The following is an 18,133-nucleotide window of genomic DNA, read 5'->3' as shown; positions in this document are numbered from 1 at the left end:
TAGAAAATTTCCCAGTTAACTCCCTATAAGCGAAGCAATAAAGTTGCTATTATGTGCGCCAAATTTATGAACAAGATCGAGATATGCATTCATTCCACTTGTTGGATATTATTCACGGCTCCTGTCGATGAACCAGCCGAGTGATAACGAATGCATAGCTAACCAATTCCCAAGAATTGAAGGAAGCGCGTGTGAATATCCAAGCACTTATTAATGACAAAGTTTCTCAGGCTTTAGAAGCCGCTGGCGCACCTGCAGGCAGCCCTGCAGCAGTTCGTCAATCTGCAAAACCTCAGTTTGGTGATTACCAAGCAAATGGCGTTATGGGCGTTGCAAAAAAACTAGGGACTAACCCACGCGAATTCGCGCAAAAAGTATTGGATGTTCTGGACCTAGAAGGTATTGCGAGCAAAACAGAAATCGCAGGTCCTGGTTTTATCAACATATTCCTTAGCGAAGAGTTTCTAGCGACGCAAGCAGATGCAGCACTCGCTGACACTCGTCTCGGCGTTGCCGCAGAAGAACAAAAAACAATCGTTGCTGACTACTCTGCACCCAACGTTGCAAAAGAAATGCACGTCGGTCACCTACGCTCTACCATCATCGGTGATGCTGTTGTTCGTACTCTAGAGTTCCTTGGTCATAAAGTTATCCGTGCCAACCACATTGGTGACTGGGGTACTCAATTCGGTATGCTTATCGCCAACCTTGAGCGCGTACAGAAAGAGTCTGGTGAAGTCTCAATGGAGCTTTCAGATCTTGAAGCCTTCTACCGCGAATCTAAAAAGCTATACGACGAAGACGAAGAGTTCGCTGCAAGAGCACGTAACTACGTTGTAAAACTTCAGAGCGGTGACGAATACTGCGCTGAAATGTGGAAAAAGCTTGTTGATGTTACTATGGTTCAAAACCAGCGTAACTACGACCGCCTAAACGTATCTCTAACTCGTGATGACGTAATGGGTGAAAGTATGTACAACGACATGCTACCTGGCATTGTTGCTGACCTTAAGCAGCAAGGCCTAGCGCAAGAAGATGACGGCGCTCAAGTTGTGTTCCTAGACGAGTACAAGAACAAAGACGGCGAAGCGATGGGTGTTATCATCCAGAAGCGTGATGGCGGTTTCCTATACACCACCACTGATATCGCTTGTGCCAAGTACCGTTACGAAACACTCGGTGCAGATCGCGTACTGTACTTCATCGACTCTCGTCAGCACCAGCACCTAATGCAAGCTTGGACTATCGTTCGTAAAGCGAGTTATGTACCGGAAGAAGTCTCTTTAGAGCATCACGCTTTCGGTATGATGCTAGGCAAAGATGGTCGTCCATTTAAGACTCGCGCAGGTGGCACGGTTCGTCTTGCCGATCTTTTAGATGAAGCAGAAGAGCGCGCAATTAAACTGATTGAGTCTAAGAACGCTGACCTTGATTCTGAAGAGAAAGCCAACATCGCGAAAACTGTTGCTATGGCAGCGGTTAAATACGCAGACCTATCTAAGCACCGTACCACTGACTACGTGTTTGATTGGGACAACATGCTAGCATTTGAAGGTAACACTGCACCTTACATGCAATACGCCTTTACTCGTGTTTCTTCTATCTTCGCTAAAGCGGGTATCTCTATGGACGAGCTATCTGGTGAGATCAAAGTAACTGAAGACAAAGAGAAAGCACTGATTGCCAAACTTCTTCAATTCGAAGAAGCGGTTCAATCTGTTGCTCGTGAAGGTCAACCGCATATCATGTGTAGTTACCTATTCGAACTTGCGGGTCAATTCTCAAGCTTCTACGAAGCATGCCCAATCCTAAGCAGTGAAGATGAGTCTGTGAAGCAAAGCCGCTTGAAGCTAGCAGCACTTACTGCAAAAACAATCAAGCAAGGTCTCTCTTTGCTTGGTATCGATACGCTAGAGCGTATGTAAGAGCTAGAGAGCTAGAGAGCTAGAGAGCTAGAGAGCTAGAGAGCTAGAGAGCTAGAATGAAGGTTGGTGCGAGAGCGTCAACCTTTTGTTTTATTTGGCGTATACTAGGCACAATCGGATGAAAATGGATTACGACTATGAGTTTTGAACTGCATCCTCAACTCGCTAAAGATACCACTGTGATTGGTCAATTCCCTTTATGCATTGCCCTACTGCATAAAGACAACGCTGTTCCTTGGGTAATTTTAGTGCCTAAACGAAACAACTTAAAAGAGTTGCATCACTTACCAATGAAAGAGCAACAGCAATTCTTGCTTGAATCACAAGCGGTAAGCCAAGCGTTAGAAGCGACATTCCAACCTGATAAGCTAAATCTTGGCGCACTCGGCAATATGGTTCCTCAGCTTCATATTCATCATATCGCTCGTTTTAAAGATGACGTTGCCTGGCCTGGTCCTGTCTGGGGAAATACCAAAGGTAAGTTCCGCAGCGATGATGAGCAAGGTAGACTTCTATACCGAATTAAGAATGTCCTTTCTTTAAGCTCGATATTTACCGCCGCATAGATTCTAAGCCTACTAATAAAACGTCGGACATTAAAAAAGCCGTTCTTCTAGCAAGAACGGCTTTTTAACATTAGTCTCCGATTACATGGTGACATTCAGAGCTAAAGCGTCATCATTGACTTTTGCGTATCTAATCCGAGTGACATTTTTTGAAGAGTTAGTATCAACAAACCTTGAGATCTTGCCCTTTTTAATCCACACAGACAGCATCGCGTCTACCCCATCCTCGCTCATCGCAAACTTCTTCGCTAACTCACGACGAGAAATACCAGCACTTTGCTCGATACACAGCTTTAGATCAGAGAGAATCATGCAACTTGTACCTCTAGCGTTTGATTTTGTTTGGTACCGACAGATTTAAGCACTCTGTATGTCGCAAAGCTCATCAACAAAATACCAGCAATCCACGCCGAACTTGACGCAGGGTGATCAGTAAAGTGCGTCACTTGGTAGTATAAGGCTGCGCTTCCGTATGCCAGCCCCATAGTCCATACCGCGATAAAGCGAGCGTATTTCTGACCGAATTCACGCACATAGGCCCCCATAGCGGCCACACAAGGCGTGTACAGCAATATAAAGATTAGGTAGGCAAATGCCGCATTGCTGGAAGCAAAGTAACCTTTTAGGTTGCCAAAGATTGAAGCATCAACTTCTTGCTCTTCTGCTACCGCTTGGCTGTCAGAAAGATCGCCCACTTCAATACCAAGTGGATCGGAATAACTAAGCCCTGCTAGATTGTCTGGAATAGACATCACCGCCTCTTCTAGACTTCCCATCAGATCGTACTCGCCGCCTTCCTCTTCACTTGGTGCGTACAAACTATTCAATGTACCCACTACGGCTTCTTTCGCAAAAATACCAGTGATAATACCTACTGTTGCAGGCCAGTTGTCTTCTTGGATACCAATAGGAGCAAAGACAGGCGTCACGATTTGTGATGCTTTTGATAACACTGAGTTTTCGCTGTCTTGGTTGCCAAATGAACCATCTGTACCTACAGAGTTTAGGAAGCTAAGAATAGTAACAACAACCACGATCGTTTTACCCGCCCCTAAAACAAAGCGCTTTAATTTCTGCCATGTTTTAATCACGATATTACGAATCGTCGGTAGTTCATAGTCCGGCATTTCCATCACCAAGCTATCACTTGAACCTGGGTAAAGTGTCTTCTTAAGTACCAAACCAGTGAACACTGCGGCAACAATACCTAGCAGGTAAAGTGAGAATACAATGTTCTGACCACTTTGAGGGAAGAATGCAGCAGCGAACAAAGCATAAACGGGTAAACGAGCACCACATGACATAAATGGCGCCATCGAGGCCGCTAATTTGCGTTCACGCTCCTGATCGAGTGTGCGGGTGGCCATAATAGAAGGTACGTTACAACCAAAGCCTAACACTAGCGGAACGAACGCTTTTCCTGGTAAGCCAATTTTTTGCATGACCTTGTCCAATACAAACGCAGCGCGAGACATATAGCCCGAGCTTTCTAGTAATGCTAAGAATAGGTATAGACATGCAATAACGGGAATAAATGTCGCAACAGTTTGGATACCGCCACCGACACCATCAGCTAACAGTGTCACCAGCCAAACAGGAAGGTGATCGTCTAACAAGTAGTGACCGCCATCAACCAGCAGAGCACCAACACCAATATCGAAAAAGTCGATAAAGGCACTGCCAATGTTGATCGAGAACATAAACATCAAATACATTACAACAAAGAAAAACGGTACACCCACCCATTTGTTTAGGATGATAGCGTCAACCTTCTCTGTGAAGCTGTGACTGAGTTTACCTTCTGAGCGGCGTACCTTCTTACACTGTTCGTGCAAAAACGTATATTTGACATCAGCGACAAGCAAATCAACGTCTAGCTCTACATTGCGTTGTGCAGCTAGCGCCATTGTACGTGGCTGTTGAGATAGAGAGTTCAGTACCAACACATCATTTTCAAGTGCTCGAATCGCCAAAGCACGCTTAGCAACCTCTGAATGATCTGCAAATAGTGGCTGTACTTGTTCAATTGCTGATTCAAATTCTTGACCATAATTAAGGCGCAGTTCATCCAGTGCAACACCTTGTACAAGCGTTTTATGTAAACGCTCTTTAAATGCCTGAACTTGAGAATTGTTGTTGGCCGAGATAGCCATAACTGGGCAACCAAGCACTTTTTCCAAAGCTTTAATATCGATGGTTTGGCGTTCACGTTTTAGGGCATCCATCTTGTTGAGTACAACAACCATAGGACGACCAAGTTCACGCAACTGCAACGTCATATAGAGACTACGCTCAAGACAAGTCGCATCGACTACGTTGATGATCAAATCAGCAGGATGAGTCAGCACAGCCCTAGAAGCGATAGACTCATCGATACTGTTTCCATCATTGCCGCTGTCTAAAGCGTAAATACCTGGCAGATCGGTAAGTAAAAAGTCGTCGCTAGAATGTGAGTACTTACCTGTTTTTTTCTCGACGGTAACGCCCGCCCAGTTACCTACCTGTTGCTTGGCACCAGTGAGTCCGTTAAAAAGCGTTGTTTTACCGCTATTTGGATTACCTACCGTAAGAATCTTGTATTCCATCAGTTTGCCTCCACTGTAATTGCATCAGCAATATTGACACGTACTGCTAGCGAAACCCCGCGAACTTCTACTTGGAGTGGGTCTCCCATCGGTGCTTTTCGAATTAATGTGACAGGTGTTTGCGGCAGAAGCCCCATAACCATCAATTTTTTACGCACATCCGTAGAGAGCTCAGAAAGCCCAGTGATGGTCGCACCTTGTCCCTGTTGTAGTTGTGAGAGTTTCATTATCATACCAGTTATTTGTAATGAGAAATATTTTCATTTGTGCTTACAATTCTATCTTCAATTGTTTTAACAGATCTTGCCTGAAATCAATGTTTTCATGTTTCGAGAAAATCGGGGTCAGTAACTGGTTACTAAAAGAAGCGATATATAAGTGGAGTATGAGCGTAAAGATGGGGTGATGTGATATAGGCAGATATTGAAGCAACAGCTCTTGCGATTACTAGCACAATTGGTAGAGATATCGCTCCACAGGCCCTGCTCTAAAAACGTCAAAACAATACTCGTCAATTTCGTCAAAAAAGACTTATCCAGTTATCAGCTCGACCCAACAATCACTCAACTGAATATCAAGCAAACAAATTAGTTCAAATAAAACATATACTTAATTAAGTGTCGCTTTTCTTATGTCACCTTGGCGTTAATTTTATAAGTAAAAAAAGTCCACCTCGCTATAGTTAATCACGTCAAGAGGGAACGCCCTTAAGACGACATTAAAATTCCAGAGGTGACGCATCAGCGTCACTCCGGCAGCAAGCGAAGGTGTCATTGACACCCGTGGTATAGTCTCCCCGACTATACCACGACATTTTTTTCTTATCCTTAACACCACATCCACGTACAACGTAGTACTAACCCAGTGATTTATATCAATAGTCGACACACAGTTTGTAGTGAAGTATGGCTATCCGCGCATTCTTAAAGTTGCAATGACGTGGCTCTCAGAGATAGTGCTGAATTAAGCATTCAAGGCCTATCAGAGAACAGAGATTGATATAACTTAGGAAACAAAGGATGGATTGCAGTTCATACGATCGCTAATAATCGCCTTGTTGTTCAACAAACTGCGTCGGTGACATACCAAAGCGATGTCTAAATCTTTGGCTAAAGTAAGATGGATCATTGAAGCCACATTCAAAGGCAACGTCCGACACCTTCTCTCCGGCCAGCAAGCGTCGGCAAGCATTATCTAAGCGCACTTCAGTCAAATACTCAGTAAAAGTTTTCTCTACCGACGATTTAAATCGTCGCTGTAGACTACGCTCAGAAACGTAAAGCATCTTGGCTGCAGATGAAGTACCAAAGTCAGGATCTGTGTAGTTCAATTCAACCACTTTCACCACTCTTGAAAGCCAAGGATCATCTTGCACTAAGTCAGCCCCATCTTCCTCATCTAACATTACAACAGGGCTACGTTCAAATGACACACTTTCTTGCCAACTAATCTCCAGTAAATTTCTCTCATCTGAACTGAACACACTCATCTCGCCACCACTTTGTGCAACGAGCTCATGCAAGTTTTCCGAGGAGCTAGCGCTAGCTGTACTTGCGTCAAAGGCATCGCCTTGATCGAGCATAGAAAACGTAACTTTACCTTCTGCTTGGGTAAGTTGAATTACAACGGTTTGATTGCGGTAACAACGACGTAGAATGCCGTCAAACACCAGGTTGAAGATCTCATCAAGATTAAAATCAGTCAGGCATATATGTAGCTCTGTGTCCGATTCAAAAGTGACATTGACTCCCACTTTAGCCAACTCATCTTTCCAGCTACTGATAACCGAATGCAATATCATGGTTAGATTAAAAACGGGTAACGCTTGTCCATTGGTAGACCTTACATTGACCAACATCTCTAACTCTCGTTGTACATAGTCAACTAGCTGTTCCGGGGCGAGTTCTTTAGAGCCCACGACTTTGAGCCGTTCTTTTAGACCACTGATAGACTGGCTGTAGATCAACCAACGTACTTGAAGCTGTTTACGTAACTGGTTGTTATTACCTAGCAACACTCTACTTTGATGACGTAACTGGTTGGTTTTTAGTGCCACTTGAGCCTTAAGCACACGGTTTGACTTTGCCATCAACCGAGAGCGCCAATAAACAATGATCGCGATAATGATCAGAATCGCCAATATATAAATGGCAAAAGCGACATGGCTTAAAAACCAAGGTTCTGTCACCACAAAATGGTAGCTATTGCTGTCACCTTTTACTCGATTGTGTCTTATTGGACGCACCTCAAGCTGATACTCTCCTGGCATAAGGTGTTCTATGGTCAATGTGCTCCCCTCTAATACTTGCCACTCGCTGCTTTGGTTTAGTCGATACTCAAGATTAATGTTGCTTGAACTGGGAAGAAAACCAAACTGGAAGAAAATCGACTCGCCATAACCAATCTCTGGAGTCTGCTTTAGTGTATTGGCTAATGAAAATAGCTTTTGGTTATGTTTTATCTGGCTAAATATTACCCGTGTATCAGGTAAGCGACTCACAACAAGCTGCTGAGTGTTGACTTTAACCAAGCTACTTTTTGCTCCCAACAGAATTGTTCGTTCACTGTCACTCCCAAAGCTGCATACACCAGAAAGAAACTCGTTACTAATCACCCCGAAAGGCTCTCCATAGTGCTGACTAAGTGCACCGTTTGATGAGTAACGTGATAGCCCTGTGGACGAAGTCAACCAGATACCATCTTGGTTTTTGATTAAGCATTTTGGCGTCACGTGCCCATCGACCATATCGATCGGCTCAACTCTATTTTTATCAAGGTCTAGACGATACAATCCATAACGACTTGCCACCCAAAGCTCTTGTTCTGAAACTTGCGCAGTATCGATGACTTCACCATAGGGAATACTCTCTCCAACAAAGCTAATTTGCCCGTCCTGCACCATGTACATACCATGTTCTGTCCCCAACATCACATAGTCTTGAGAAGTCACATGCATATGCGTTAACTGAGCGGGTAAATACTTGTCGATCATCCAATCAGAACCGTACTGAGTCAGTTTGCGACTACCGGGTTGGTAACTCCAAAGCTCAGTCTCACTCGCCCCCCACAACATTTGATGGTGATCGAACTCAATAAATCTAACCTTGGTCGTTTTCAGAAAGTTTGGTAGGTCATCATCGATCACTTCCCCAGTATCTGCATTCACACACACGACTCCATCATCAGTCGCTAACCACAGTACACCGTCGCGTTCTTCCAGGTCATAAACATTCCCTCTATATAGTTGCTGACGTGACGCCAAATTGAGTAAGTTAAGGCGAAAGACTCCTTTGTTGGTCAGCAACCAGTATCCGTCTTGCCCTTTACTTCGATAGATCTCGAGTGTTTTCTCCCCGCGACTAAGGAGCGACATAGCTTCATTGGAGTAGCGGGTGAATTTATGCGAATAGAGTGAGAAGTACCTCACCCCTCGATCTGTTGCAACCCAAATACCACCTGTATTGTCATTAAGTAACGAATAGATCTTTTCCCCAGCAAGACTGTTTCCAGCACCAATCCCATGTTCAAATTTCTGAGTTTCTCCTGTCAAAAAGGTATAAACGTATAAGCCTTTTTCTGTTCCAATCCAGTACTCTTGGCTTGTTTCTGTGATACTTAAAACATGACTACCCGAAATGGTTCTTATCGGTTTCTGAGGCTTTTGGATATTAAAAATCAGTGCCCCGTTCAAAGAGCCAACAATCAATTCTCGACGTTTTTCAGAAAAATAGAGTTTCTCAACATAATTTTTCCCGGAGCTTGGAACGTGTTCAAACTGCTCACCATCAGATAAGTACACCCCCGCATTCGTCGCTACTACCCATTTAGATAGAATGAATTTGGCATCATTAATCGTAATTTGCGACGATTGATTATATTTATACAGCACCATTAAAGAGAAGGTTTGAAATTCTCCGGTATCGATATGATAAGTATAAAAATTCCTTTCATCTGACACCCAAATATAACGCTTCGATGAACCAATTCTTAAAATCTCGGTTCCGGGCGTTAGACTAAACACCAACTCTTTTTCTTGATTAGGAACAGTGCGGTAGATTTCGTTTTGGAAGAATGACCAGAATGCATTGTCTAGAAAAGCGATATGTGAGGCTTCGTGATCAAGTGCAGAGCCTTTCTCAGGAAGAATATGTTGACCATCAAAAAAAAGGACTTGGTCTCGCACATCTTGAAACCAAATGCCGCCATCATCAGCCAAGAATAACTGCTTCGCCGCGAAAATTTTTCCTTGCGCTAAGGTTGGCAAAGGGTAAAACAACTTAGGCGAAGTATTTGCAGCTAAAGATACTCCGGTATGTAGGAGCAAAAGAAGCAACATTATAAACTTATTCAAGATAATCCGATCCCTAGCAGCAAATGAAAGTTACCAATCGTGCGCGATTCTGAACCTTGGCAGGCTCTATTGTTATTTTGTGGTAATAATTATCTAGTAAATAGCGGGATTAACAAGTAAGGAAGAGAATTAGTTGACGACTTTTTCGATCAGTTCACAGATAGGTAGTCAGCCAAAGACTCGAGAGTCTTTGGCTGAATATCACGTTAATGCACCAAGCAACGACTAAAGCTATCAGCAAGATTCTGTTTGAATTCAAAGTATCCGCCAACAACGGCTTCTACTTCTATCCCCAGCGGGTCCAGTACACCTGTTTTGACTTTGCTACCTCGAATGACAGACTCTACAACCGCAGGAGTAAATTGTGGCTCTGAAAAAACACATAGCGCTTTTTCTGCCGCTAACGTTTTACGAATAGCGATCAGTGTTTTGGCCCCTGGTTTGCGTTCAGGGCTCACCGTAAAATAACCGAGATGATTAAGTGGGAAATCTTGCTCAAAGTAACCGTAAGCATCATGGAAGACATAGTAGCCAGCATCGGCAACTGGCGCTAACTGTTTAGTTATTGCCACTTTCTGTTCGGTTAACTTCTGCTTAAACGCTTCTAGATTTTTTACGTACTCAGCTTTGTTGGTCACATCTAACCCAACAAGTTTTTGCGTGATCGCTTCAGCAACTTGCATAGTCGGTTTATAACCTAACCAAAAGTGCGGATCGTGAGAACCATGGTCATGGCCGTCATGATCATGGTGATCGTGATGACCACCAGCAAACTCACGCAACTCTAAGCCATTGATATCACTCAATGTCAGTACATTGTCTTGGTCTTTAAGAACTTTAGTTAAAAACGGTTCTAAATCATTACCATACCAAACAACGAGATCCGCATTTCGCAGGCGTTTTACGTCTGAAGGGCGTAATGCGTAGTCATGAGGTGAGGTGTTTGAACCAAGGAGTACATCAGGTTGTGAGATATTTTTTGTCAACTCAACCGTGATGAGCTGAATTGGCTTGATGCTAGTTAAAACCTCTGATGCTTGAGCAAAAGACGGGCTTGCAACAACAATTGCACAAGCCATTAGAAAACGTTTCATAGATTGGTGATTACCGACTGGTTAAAAGAGTGAATAAATGTTACATTATAACATTAGTCAATTGCAAATGAGTTCCATTCATGTCGGCTCTAGTCGAACTCAATAGTATTAACGTTCAATTTGGTGAACGCAAAGTACTCGACAATATATCTCTACGCCTCAATAGAGGTGAAATTACCACTTTGATTGGCCCAAACGGGGCGGGTAAATCTACTTTAGTCAAGGTGCTTCTTGGGTTATTGAAAGACTATAACGGTAAAGTGACCAAGACCAAAGGTGTCAAGATTGGTTATGTGCCACAAAAACTTAGGCTCAATGACTCGCTGCCCCTGAATGTAGAAAGATTTCTGCGTTTGGCGGGCAAATACAGTAAACAAGAACTGAATGATGCGCTTAAACTCGTTGGAGCAGAACACCTATTCAAGAGTAACATGCACTCTCTTTCGGGTGGCGAGAACCAAAGAGTACTTCTTGCGCGTGCACTTCTACAACGTCCTGATTTATTGGTGCTAGATGAGCCTGCGCAAGGTGTCGATGTTCAAGGGCAAATTGATCTCTACGAGCTAATCGACACGATTCGTCATCGCTTCAACTGTGCTGTATTTATGGTTTCACACGACCTACACCTCGTGATGGCAAAAACCGATGACGTAGTGTGTATCAATCACCATGTATGCTGTTCTGGTGCACCTGCAGAAATCGCACAGCACCCAAGCTATATAGCACTATTCGGTCATACGCATCAGCAGCCATTTGCCTTCTATCACCATAAACACAACCATCACCATCATGACTTAGCCGGAGAGCCCGTCGACGGTGATGCAGAAATCTGTTCAAACCATTCTCACGGCCATCATCATGATTGAGTTTTTGCTACCTTCAATATTAGCGGGCTTAGGTATCGCATTAATCGCCGGCCCTTTGGGTTCATTTGTTGTCTGGCGCCGTATGGCCTACTTTGGTGATACGCTAGCTCACGCTTCTCTAATGGGGCTCGCGCTCGGTTTCTTATTCGATATTAACCTGTATCTCGCATTGACTGTTTGTTGCTTAGCGTTAGCGGTTATCTTAGTGACGTTACAAAAACAACAGTTAGTCGCGACCGATACTTTATTAGGTATTCTTGCACACAGCGCCCTATCGCTAGGTTTAGTGGCAGTAAGCTTTCTTGATAACGTGCGTATTGACCTAATGAGTTATCTATTTGGCGACTTGTTAGCAGTAACGCCAGAAGATCTCGTATATATCTATATTGGTGTGGCAGTTGTTTCAGCAGTGCTGACCTTATTCTGGCGCTCACTTTTGTCTACCACAGTAAATGAAGATCTAGCAGCCGTAGAAGGCCATAACGTTGATCTGATGCGCCTAATCCTAATGCTTATGGTCGGCCTTGTCATCGCCATTGGTATGAAGTTCGTTGGTGCTCTGATTATGACGTCACTACTGATCATCCCAGCAGCAACCGCACGCCGCTTCGCCAAAGCGCCGGAACAAATGGCGATACTCGCCTCTGTCATTGGTGCAATTGCTGTTCTACTTGGTTTAAGCATGTCTTGGCACTACGACACACCTGCCGGCCCATCAGTAGTAATCAGCGCGACAGCGATGTTTATGCTGAGTCAGATGTATCGGGTTAAGAGCTAGAGAGCTGGAACAGTTTCGGAGGGTTGGCGTTCTACGCCAGCTCTTTTTATTTTTGGACAGGAATATTTTAGATTATAGCTCTAACAATTTTGGCCAGATTAGAAAGAGGATCTTGAAACCTTACGCTTTCGTTAGCAGTTTTCTATCATAGTGGTAAAGGGCGCAGTTCGGCGTAATCTGTAGTTATTTTTATACCGTTGTCGACTTTGATGATCACACCATCACCTACTACCAATGTAGCTTCATCTAGTACTACCTTCACACTCCCCGTGACAACTGAAGCTGCTTCGGTCCCCCAAAGTTCATCAGATTCGACTTCAAAAGTAATCTCTTCCGGCACAAATATTTCTACATTACCACTAAATAGTTGATAGTTATTTTCATCAGAACTTTCTATCTGATCCGCACTAATTTCTATATCTGAAGCCATTGTAGGCTGCACAAAAAACATAATCGTGCTGACAAAAATGACGATAAATGAAGAACACATTGCAGCCAGTTTCGTTCTGATATTTATCTCGAATGAATTTCTTCTAGTCTCTTCTCGTAGAAGCAGTTCACTAGCATCTAATTCAAAACAAGCCGCTAGTGCCTTCACTGTTTCAGGTGAACCTGCACCTTCTTTCTCAACTCTTTGAATTGTTCTTAAACTTAAAGCACTTACATCAGCTAAATGTTGTTGACTCCATGCCCTTGACTTACGTTCATTGAGTATTGTTTTTGTATTAACCTTCATCACACGTCCAACATCTAATGTTTGATGTCCAAAGCATATAATAATTCCAAATTTCTTATACGACAGTTTAACGCCAATAATGCGTCAAAGGGGTGACAAACTGCTAACGCCCCACTTAAGTGGGGCGTTAGGGCTTAATTTAGTTATCATAAACTAGGTTGCTTTCCAGCAGCGAAGCCCGTTCCCGAGCGCAGCGTTAAGCACCTTCGTTATGCAACTCTAGGTTAGCTAGGTCTTGCTGGAGCTCACGCTGTACTTTTGCATCGTCGCTGCGTAGGGATTCTAAGAAGTCTAGGTAGCTTTGGTCGATGTCGCCTGTAACGTATTCGCCACTGAATACTGATGTTTCAAACTTCTCGACATCGCGGTTACCCATGCCGACTGCATCAACAAGGTCTTCAAGTGTTTGGAAGATAAGCTCATCAGCACCAATTTGCTTACAGATTGAATCGTTGTCACGGCCATGAGCAATCAACTCAGTCGCGCTTGGCATATCAATACCGTACACGTTCGGAAAACGAATTTCTGGTGCTGCTGATACCATAAATACCTTTTTCGCACCTGAATCACGCGCCATCTCAATGATCTGCTCTGAGGTAGTTCCGCGAACAATAGAGTCATCTACTAGTAGAACGTTCTTATCTTTAAATTCAGAACGAATCGCGTTTAGCTTACGACGAACCGATTTCTTACGTTGCTGCTGACCCGGCATGATGAAGGTTCGACCTACGTAGCGGTTTTTCACAAAGCCTTGACGGTAAGGTTTATCAATCGCTTGGGCAATTTGAAGCGCGATATCACATGAAGTTTCTGGAATTGGAATAACCACATCGATATCTAGGTGCTCGTACTCGTCGCGAATACGATCACCTAGTTTTTTGCCCATTTCAACCCGGGCACTGTATACCGAGATTTTGTCGATAAATGAATCAGGTCGAGCAAAGTAGACAAATTCAAAAATACATGGGTTTAGTGCTGGGTTATCGGCACATTGCTTAGTATGAAGTTGCCCATCAAATGTAGCGTAAATCGCTTCACCTGGCGCTACATCACGTAGGAAATCAAACCCTACAGCATCGAGAGCAACAGACTCTGAAGCAACCATGTATTCGACATTACCTGCTACTTCTCGTTTACCTAGGCATAGAGGGCGAATGCCGTTAGGATCACGAAACGCCACCATGCCATGACCGATAATCATTGCTGTAACTGCGTAAGCACCGCGAATAGTGCGATGGACATTGGTCACTGCGCGGAACACGTCTTCAGCCGTGACATTCCCCTTTACGGTGTCAATTTCATGGGCAAGCACGTTGAGCAGAACTTCTGAATCTGAAGTAGTGTTTACGTGACGACGATCTTTCTCGAACAATTTCTCACGAACTTCGGCTGCATTGGTAAGGTTACCGTTGTGTGCAAGCGTAATACCAAATGGAGAGTTTACGTAGAATGGTTGAGCCTCAGAAGAGCTTGCACTGCCCGCGGTAGGGTAGCGAACATGACCGATACCCACACTGCCTTGGAGCCTTTGCATGTGTTTTGCTTCAAACACATCCTTCACCAAACCGTTCGCTTTCCTCAGACGAAAACGATTGCTTTCTATGGTACAAATACCCGCGGCATCTTGGCCACGGTGCTGCAATACCGTCAATGCATCATAGATAGACTGGTTTACAGGCGAAGTGCCCACGATTCCAACAATACCACACATGTCCTAACCCTCGATTTTGACAATGACTGGCGCGTTATAGCGCGCCAGATAAGAAACTAGATGTTGCTTGTAAGTGTTCGAAGAAAGGGGCAATGACGCGGCTAAATTCCGGCACCAATTGAGAACCTTTCCACCACTGTGAATCTGGAAACGAAGTAAACGCATCCATAAAAAATAGTCCGGCAGAAACAATTAGAACACCACGCAAACCGCCAAAGACGATGCCTAATACTCTGTCTGTTCCCGACAAGCCTGTTTTCTGCACTAGTTGAGAGATCACGTAGTTAACGAGAGCACCCACAACTAAGGTTGCAATAAACAAGGCTGCGATCGCGGCTCCATTACGAACCATCTCATCTTGGATATTGGTAAAGTAGACCGCTAGCTTCGCGTAGTACTGACTCGCGATAAAAAACGCCCCAAACCAAATCACCAATGACAACGCTTCTTTAGCGAAGCCACGAACTAAACTGATCAAAGCCGACAGGCCGATCACACCTAAAATGACAATATCTAACGGATTCATTCTGTACTTACATCTTAAGTTGGCGCGCATTTTAACAGAAAAAACGCTGACGCAAACGTTTTCTTATGGATTTAGTGGTTTAAATTTGAGCAACTGACCTTTGGAACCAGTAATTTTTTCTAGTTCAATGATCTGACGCTCAAGCTTACTCTTTGATACATCAGGACCAATAATGACTCGTGTAAAACCATTTTCGGGTTTTGTGTGAGCTTGATAACCGCGCTTTTGTAGATCTTTCACCAGATTTTTAGCATTGTCGGCATTTTTTAATGCCATTAATTGAACGATCCATGCACTATCTTGGTACTCGTTGCGCTCTGGAACTTCTTTTACCACCACTGGTAATGGTTTATCTTCTTCAATTGGTTCGTTGCTCGAGATGGTTACCTCAACTGGTGTATCAGGTAAGCTTTGGCTATCATCAACCGGATCTAACACTTCAAAACTCTCTAACTCACTATCAAGCTCAGGTTTAAGAGGAATGCTAGCGATCTCTTCTTTATAATGGGTTTTCTTGCCGTCTAGCACGTCTGGTAAAACAATAATCCCTATCGCGACAAGGATGATGGTACCAACGAGGCGGTTTTGAAATTTACTTGCCATTTATTCACCTTTGTTTTGCCAATACTCTAGTACTTCACCCACAGTGTGGAAAGAACCAACAACTAGAATGACATCTTGAGGCTTGGCGTTTGTCATTGCTGCTTCAAATGCTTCTACTGGAGTTGGATACTGGGTTGTACCTGACGGAAGATACTGACATAGCTCCTCAGAACTTGCCGCACGTTGACCAGAAAGAGAAGCAGGATACCAATTGGCAGCGATTGGGCTTAGCGCATTTAGCGTCGCTTCAACGTCTTTGTCATGCAACATAGCCACCACAATATGAATGTTGTTACCTTGGTACTGCTGCTCAACTCTTTCAACCAAATATTCAGCTGAGTGCGGGTTGTGAGCAACGTCAAGCAAGATGGTTGGCTTAGTGCTGATAACTTGCATACGTCCCGGTAACTGAGCGTTTTTGAGGCCATTAACGATATTTACGTCGCTTAAGTCTAAGTTCGCTGTCGCAAGTGCCATAAGCGCCGTTGCGGCGTTTTGCAGTGGTAAGTTTGGGACAGGTAAATCTTCTAAGGTGTAGCTTCCATGTGTCCACTGCCAAATTGATTCACTTTGTAGTTTGTAGCTGTACTGTATATCAACTGCATAGAACTCAGCACCAATGTCATCAGCTTGAGCTGCAACGGTTGATGGCGCTTTGGGTTGACCACAAATCGCCGGTTTGCCACTACGGTAAATTCCCGCTTTTTCGAAACCGATGACGTTAATATCGTCACCAAGCCAGTCAACATGATCAATCGCTAAGCTGGTAATCACAGAGACATCATGATCCACCACGTTGGTCGCATCAAGACGACCACCTAAGCCGACCTCCAGCAGAACAATATCCACTTTCTCTGTTTGGAAAAGGCGCAGTGCTGCTAGCGTTCCGTATTCGAATAGGCTTAAGCTTATTTCTCCGCGTTGTTTTTCAACAAAATCAAACGCTTGCGCATGCTTGTCATCACTTAGCTCTTCACCGTTAATACGGACACGCTCGTTGTAACGAATAAGGTGTGGTGAGCTATAGACACCAACAGAATAGCCAGCATCGAGCAAAATTGCTTCCATCAGCGCACATGTAGAGCCTTTGCCGTTAGTACCAGCGACAGTAATAACAGTAGCAGCAGGTTTAGTAAGATTGGCTGTTTGAGCGACAGCTTGGACGCGGTCTAGACCTAGATCTATCGCAGAGGTGTGGATGTTTGTTAAATAATCAAGCCACATCGATAGTGGAGATGTGGCTTGAGGAATTTGGGTTTGACTCATCTAACTATAACCAATTGATTGCGGTTGCTTGTTAGTGAGCTACTTTACCCTTTTTCGTCTGCTTCTGGTACAGAATAAGCAGCTTCATTTGGCGAATCGTTAACAGAAACCACCAAAGGTGATGGATTGTTGTTCATCTTCGCCATTAGGCTACCGATACGTTGACGCATTTCACGACGATCAACAATCATGTCAATCGCACCGTGCTCAAGAAGGAACTCACTACGTTGGAAGCCTTCCGGTAGATCTTCACGTACCGTTTGTTCAATAACTCGGCGACCTGCAAAACCAATCAGTGCTTTAGGCTCACCAATGTTAACGTCACCAAGCATGGCTAAACTAGCAGAAACACCACCCATAGTTGGGTCTGTCATTACTGAAATAAACGGTAAGCCTTTGGCAGACATACGCTCTAGCGCAGCACTGGTTTTTGCCATTTGCATAAGAGACATCAACGCCTCTTGCATACGTGCACCACCACTTGCAGAGAAGCACACTAGACCACAGTTGGCTTCCATTGCGGCTTCAGCTGCACGAACGAAGCGAGCACCAACAACAGAGCCCATTGAACCGCCCATGAAAGAGAAGTCGAATGCACAGGCAACGATAGGCTGACCAAGTAGCTCACCTTTCATTACAACTAGCGCGTCTTTCTCGCCACTATTTTTCTGAGCCGAAGAAATACGATCTTTGTATTTCTTTGAATCTCTAAACTTCAGCTTATCTTGCGGCTCAAGCTCGTCGGCAATCTCTACACGATTATCTTCGTCTAGGAATGTTTCAAGGCGACGACGTGCTCTCATACGCATATGATGGTCACATTTCGGACATACTTCTAGGTTACGCTCTAGTTCAGCGTGGTAAAGCACCTGTTCACATGAAGTACATTTTGTCCAAACCCCTTCAGGGATTGACGCTTTACGTGAACTAACGATATTGCTTTTTTCTAAAATCTTTTCAAGCCAACTCATGGAAGACCTTTTCTCTCTACTCCCGCGCTTAAAGCGAAGGATACAAATTCTGAATTTACGCGTGAGGATTAAAGCATATTAAATGCCAAGTGTAGACAAAAAACTGGTTGTACCTATTTCTTGAATCAATTCCACACACACTAAAAACCTGATTA

Annotated in this window: 15 protein-coding genes; 4 read left to right on the top strand and 11 right to left on the bottom strand. The window is 44.0% G+C overall.

Annotated features, from left to right (window positions below; all coding sequences use genetic code 11):
- Positions 1-191: 191 nt before the first annotated feature.
- Together argS and ZX61_RS21895 are read left to right on the top strand one after the other, a co-directional pair.
- Complete coding sequence (argS, locus tag ZX61_RS21900) at positions 192-1,925, top strand: arginine--tRNA ligase (protein WP_049846702.1); 1,734 nt, start codon at positions 192-194, stop codon at positions 1,923-1,925.
- A 137-nt stretch (positions 1,926-2,062) separates the two neighbouring features.
- Positions 2,063-2,491 carry an HIT family protein gene (locus ZX61_RS21895; RefSeq protein WP_049846701.1) on the top strand — a complete coding sequence of 143 codons (429 nt, stop codon included), beginning with the start codon at positions 2,063-2,065 and terminating at the stop codon, positions 2,489-2,491.
- An 81-nt stretch (positions 2,492-2,572) separates the two neighbouring features.
- Here the strand turns inward: ZX61_RS21895 and ZX61_RS21890 are convergent, their stop codons facing one another.
- The 5 genes from ZX61_RS21890 to znuA all read right to left on the bottom strand — a co-directional run bounded on the left by ZX61_RS21890 (position 2,573) and on the right by znuA (position 10,521).
- Complete coding sequence (locus ZX61_RS21890; protein WP_049846700.1) at positions 2,573-2,803, bottom strand: FeoC-like transcriptional regulator; 231 nt, start codon at positions 2,801-2,803, stop codon at positions 2,573-2,575.
- Positions 2,800-5,076 (bottom strand): Fe(2+) transporter permease subunit FeoB, encoded by a 2,277-nt coding sequence (gene feoB / locus ZX61_RS21885; protein ID WP_049846699.1) that lies wholly within the window; start codon positions 5,074-5,076, stop codon positions 2,800-2,802. The genes ZX61_RS21890 and feoB overlap by 4 nt, the downstream gene beginning before the upstream one ends.
- On the bottom strand, positions 5,076-5,303 hold the full coding sequence (locus ZX61_RS21880; RefSeq protein WP_049846698.1) for a FeoA family protein: 228 nt from the start codon (positions 5,301-5,303) through the stop codon (positions 5,076-5,078). Before ZX61_RS21880 ends, feoB begins: the two co-directional genes overlap by 1 nt.
- Before the next feature lie 815 nt (positions 5,304-6,118).
- Positions 6,119-9,412: an AraC family transcriptional regulator gene (locus ZX61_RS21875; protein WP_049846697.1), complete on the bottom strand. Its 3,294-nt coding sequence runs from the start codon at positions 9,410-9,412 to the stop codon at positions 6,119-6,121.
- 221 nt (positions 9,413-9,633) lie between these two features.
- A complete protein-coding gene (znuA, locus tag ZX61_RS21870) occupies positions 9,634-10,521 on the bottom strand; it encodes a zinc ABC transporter substrate-binding protein ZnuA (protein WP_049846696.1) in 888 nt (295 codons plus the stop codon).
- An 80-nt stretch (positions 10,522-10,601) separates the two neighbouring features.
- On the opposite strand from znuA, the gene znuC reads away from it, so the two are divergent.
- Complete coding sequence (gene znuC / locus ZX61_RS21865) at positions 10,602-11,387, top strand: zinc ABC transporter ATP-binding protein ZnuC (RefSeq protein ID WP_049846695.1); 786 nt, start codon at positions 10,602-10,604, stop codon at positions 11,385-11,387.
- Entirely contained in the window at positions 11,380-12,165 is a 786-nt protein-coding gene (znuB, locus tag ZX61_RS21860) for a zinc ABC transporter permease subunit ZnuB (RefSeq protein WP_049846694.1), read from the top strand. The genes znuC and znuB overlap by 8 nt, the downstream gene beginning before the upstream one ends.
- A gap of 145 nt (positions 12,166-12,310) precedes the next feature.
- Here the strand turns inward: znuB and ZX61_RS21855 are convergent, their stop codons facing one another.
- The 6 genes from ZX61_RS21855 to accD all read right to left on the bottom strand — a co-directional run bounded on the left by ZX61_RS21855 (position 12,311) and on the right by accD (position 17,978).
- A complete protein-coding gene (locus ZX61_RS21855; protein ID WP_049846693.1) occupies positions 12,311-12,901 on the bottom strand; it encodes a helix-turn-helix domain-containing protein in 591 nt (196 codons plus the stop codon).
- A 196-nt stretch (positions 12,902-13,097) separates the two neighbouring features.
- Entirely contained in the window at positions 13,098-14,612 is a 1,515-nt protein-coding gene (purF, locus tag ZX61_RS21850; RefSeq protein ID WP_049846692.1) for an amidophosphoribosyltransferase, read from the bottom strand.
- A gap of 34 nt (positions 14,613-14,646) precedes the next feature.
- Entirely contained in the window at positions 14,647-15,138 is a 492-nt protein-coding gene (locus ZX61_RS21845) for a CvpA family protein (protein WP_049846691.1), read from the bottom strand.
- 63 nt (positions 15,139-15,201) lie between these two features.
- Positions 15,202-15,741 carry an SPOR domain-containing protein gene (locus tag ZX61_RS21840; protein WP_049846690.1) on the bottom strand — a complete coding sequence of 180 codons (540 nt, stop codon included), beginning with the start codon at positions 15,739-15,741 and terminating at the stop codon, positions 15,202-15,204.
- On the bottom strand, positions 15,742-17,007 hold the full coding sequence (folC, locus tag ZX61_RS21835; RefSeq protein ID WP_049846689.1) for a bifunctional tetrahydrofolate synthase/dihydrofolate synthase: 1,266 nt from the start codon (positions 17,005-17,007) through the stop codon (positions 15,742-15,744).
- Between the two features lie 44 nt (positions 17,008-17,051).
- Complete coding sequence (accD, locus tag ZX61_RS21830; RefSeq protein ID WP_049846688.1) at positions 17,052-17,978, bottom strand: acetyl-CoA carboxylase, carboxyltransferase subunit beta; 927 nt, start codon at positions 17,976-17,978, stop codon at positions 17,052-17,054.
- Positions 17,979-18,133: the final 155 nt, after the last annotated feature.

It is taken from the genome of Vibrio sp. VPAP30 (genome assembly GCF_001188205.1).
Classification (GTDB): domain Bacteria; phylum Pseudomonadota; class Gammaproteobacteria; order Enterobacterales; family Vibrionaceae; genus Vibrio; species Vibrio bivalvicida.
This window is presented reverse-complemented; position numbering and strand designations above follow the sequence as displayed.